The sequence below is a fragment of the Vibrio sp. 10N.222.46.A1 genome, from assembly GCF_041473595.1.
Classification (GTDB): domain Bacteria; phylum Pseudomonadota; class Gammaproteobacteria; order Enterobacterales; family Vibrionaceae; genus Vibrio; species Vibrio tasmaniensis_A.
The window spans coordinates 1-3,669 of the sequence record NZ_JBFRSN010000499.1; the positions used below are offsets into that span (position 1 = coordinate 1).

Sequence of the window (3,669 nt, forward strand, 5' to 3'; positions counted from 1 at the left end):
AGAAGCCGAATAGGAAAGAGTGAATATGGTCAGCTGCCGCTACACCACCAGAAATTGACATCAATAAAATTAAAAACAGTTTCATAATACTCGCCTCACCATAGGTTGGAAACGCATCCTTTCAAATTTGGAATCTCAGTTTGCGTACTATTTTCCCATTTTTTTTGTTCAACACAACCCCTCAAGTTGAACAAAATGTAAGCAATGGTGCTAACAAAAACCCGAGTTAACAATCATTTAACATACTGTTTTTAATAAACCTCCGTTAACCCTTGTCTCATATGAATAAAGCGTCATTTCGATTTATTTTGTTACACAAAATTAACCTTGGAAAATATTTAAAATAATTCGTAACTCTGTGATATCCGCACGGGATACGTGGACAATCTGAAATGTGTATCGAAGAATCCCTTAAAAAATAAGCCCGCCACGCTAAAAAGAACAAAATAGAAAGGTATTAAACACAACTTACAAACCAACAAAAAACAACCCATTAACAATTTTGAGTTTATTTACCGAAAATGGAAAAAGAGATTCCAATCACATTTTTATTGGTTATAATCCGCGCTCTTTTGCGTTGTCTGTTGATAAACGCAAACTAATTTTGAAGAAACAATCACAATAACCCGTCTTTAGTTAAGTGGCTCACCACTGACCAACGACAAAACTGAGAATAAAAATGAGCAAGATTGATAAAGCATCACGTATCCTGCTAGCAGGCTTCTGTATCAACCTTTGTCTTGGCATCCTGTATGCTTGGAGTGTATTTAACAAGGCGCTAGTTACTGAAGCTGGTTGGAGTGCTGCTGAAGCATCTTCACCTTACGCTATTGCAACTATCACATTCTCTGTTTGTCTTCTTGTTGCAGGCATCCTACAAGACCGTATGGGTCCACGTAAGATCCTTATTCTTGGTACAGCGCTTACTGGCCTAGGTATGATTGCTTCTGGTTTCGCTACGACTCCTATGATGCTAAACCTAACGTTTGGCGTGATGACAGGTGCTGGTATCGGCTTCGGTTACGCATGTCTTTCTCCATCAGCAATGAAATGGTTCCATTCTTCTAAGAAAGGTATGGTTAACGGTCTAATCGCTGCAGGCTTCGGTCTTGCTGCTATTTACCTAGCACCACTAACTTCTGCGCTAATCGATAGCATGGGTATCCAAACAAGCTTTATGATTCTTGGTGTTGGTGTACTTGCAATCGCAGTACCTCTAGCGGCAACGATCAACAACCCACCAGCGGATTACACGCCAGCTGAGCCTAAAGTAAAAGAAGGCCAAGCACCTAAAGCGGTTAAGAAGACTGAAGACCTAACATGGAAAGTAATGCTGAAGACTCCTCAGTTCTACTCTCTATGGATCATGTACGCATTTGCTGCTTCTGTTGGTCTTATGATCATCGGTAACATCACTACGATTGCTAGCGTTCAAGCGAACCTACCAAACGCGGTTTACCTAGCGTCTATCCTTGCTGTATTCAACTCAGGCGGTCGTGTTGCTGCAGGTATGCTTGCAGATAAAATCGGTGGCGTACGTACTCTACTTTTAGCGTTCATCCTTCAAGGTGCGAACATGGCTCTATTCGCTACGTTCAACTCTGAATTTACGCTAATCATTGGTACGGCTATCGCAGCTGTTGGTTACGGTACACTTCTAGCAGTATTCCCAACACTAACTGCGGAATTCTACGGCCTGAAAAACTACGGTACGAACTACGGCGTGCTTTACACGGCATGGGGTATCGGTGGTGCTATCGGTGCTGCGGTTGTTGGTTACTCAATGACGAATGGCGAAGGTTACGGCCTAGCTTACACAATCTCTGCTGCTATGATGGCCGTGTGTATTGTTCTAGCTATCGTGACTAAACCAATCTCAGAAGCGAAAGCAACAGAACTTAAGCAAGCAAGCGCTTAACTCAGTTCTCGATTGATTAAAAATAGAAAGAGCTTAACCTTAGGGTTAGGCTCTTTTTGTATCAAGCGACTAATCCATTGACGATAGAAACCACTCCTCAGCTCTCCCCTACTTATTATCTCGACAACTTCAATCGACTGATTGAACACGCTCAAACACTCTATCCAGATCTGCTGAGTGACGATGAATGCCGTTGGTTGTCTGAATACAAACGTCTTTCAGTCGCAAGCCAGTGTCTAATGATTCGTTTGCTTTCTCGCAAAGGCTGCTGGTTTCGAAGTGATAAGCTCGACTATGCTGAAATTCCAGATCTGAAAAACGCCCTACAAGAGCTAAACACATCGAACTTCATTGCGTTAAGCCACCCTACCGAACAACATAATCTTGTCATTAATGATCTCGAATTAGGATTGCATCTACTGACTAAACCAGAGCTGTTCAGCGCATTCCCATTTCTTATGAACAATCAGACAGCGAAGAAAGACGAACTCTTGGCTTTGCTCGAACACCAACCTTTTGACCAGTTCCAAAACTTGTCATTCGATTGTATTTACGTTGTCGAATCTGAAGTTATTGATGTCTTGCTACTACTGTTCTTTGCCAATACTTATCAAGACCTAAGCCAATTCGTTCTTAGCGATCTTGGACTCAACACCTTCGAAAATTACCCGTTAAGCAAACAGCGTCGTTTCTTCACCTCTAGAGAACAGCTCAATCAACTGCTCCAGATACGTGATATTCAACGCTTGTATTCAGAAGGGGACCGCAAAGACGGTGAGTTTCTTGAGCAGCTTTTAAACTCGATTCCTGAAGAATCAGAGCACAGAAGCATTGCCAGAAAACGATCGCGTTTGATCAATGATATCGCTCGCGATCTAGAAAGGCTCAACCAAAACGATCAAGCTGTCTTTTGGTTCAAACAATCCGTACTTCCCCCAAGCAGAGAACGACTTGCACGCATCTATGACAAGCAAGATGAGCTAAACTTAATGTGTGACATTGTCACGAAAATGAAAGCGAATCCATCAGATGTATCAGAGCTGGAAGTCGCTATTAAGCTTGAAAACAGGCTACTACGGAAACAGGGCCACAAAGTTTCTCGAACCATAAAACCGAGCTGCAAAGAGATAAAACTGGAATTAGACCTCAGCCAAACGCGAGTTGAACTTGCGGTGAAGCAACATTTCGAAAACCAAGGTTGGGAAGTCTACTTTTCAGAGAACAGTTTTTTATGTGGATTGTTTGGCTTAGCCTTTTGGGAAGTGATTTTCGCAGACGTTGAGAGTGCATTTATTAATCGTTACCAACATCGCCCTCTGGATCTGTACCATTCAGACTTCATAGACAACCGAGCTGAACAGATCCAGGCTGTGTTTCAAACCATATCCGAGCAAGGACTAAACCAATTGCTTGATATCTACGACCAGAAATACGGTATCGCAAATCCATTCGTTCATTGGAACCATTTCCCTAAAGCACTCATTGAGCACAGTATGGAGGCTATTCCGAACGCCTTAATCGTCGAGCTATTCAAAGTGATGCTCAGTGATTTAAAGCTATTTAGAACTGGGATGCCGGATTTGATTGCGTTCAAGGACGATGAATTTCATTGGATTGAGGTCAAAGGGCCCGGCGATAAATTGCAAGACAACCAATGGCGATGGATCAAAGAGTTCGAGCGATTATCTGTTCCATTCTCGGTTTGCTACGTCAATCATTAGATAGTTGCCTAGCTCTAGTCTCTAGTCTCT

General features: G+C 42.4%; 2 protein-coding genes and 1 pseudogene. 2 read left to right on the plus strand and 1 reads right to left on the minus strand.

Features of this window, described 5'->3' with window-relative positions; all coding sequences use genetic code 11:
- A pseudogene (locus tag AB4496_RS14635) lies at nt 1-85 on the minus strand (NADH:ubiquinone oxidoreductase); the annotation flags it as partial.
- A 594-nt stretch (nt 86-679) separates the two neighbouring features.
- Between AB4496_RS14635 and AB4496_RS14640 the strand changes: the two are divergent.
- Nucleotides 680-1,918, plus strand: a complete 1,239-nt coding sequence (locus tag AB4496_RS14640; protein WP_009844864.1) for an OFA family MFS transporter — start codon at nt 680-682, stop codon at nt 1,916-1,918.
- Nucleotides 1,919-1,974: 56 nt separating this feature from the next.
- The gene (locus AB4496_RS14645; RefSeq protein WP_102257604.1) at nt 1,975-3,639 is read left to right on the plus strand and encodes a VRR-NUC domain-containing protein; all 1,665 of its coding nucleotides are present in this window, start codon (nt 1,975-1,977) and stop codon (nt 3,637-3,639) included.
- The last annotated feature ends 30 nt before the right edge of the window (nt 3,640-3,669 follow it).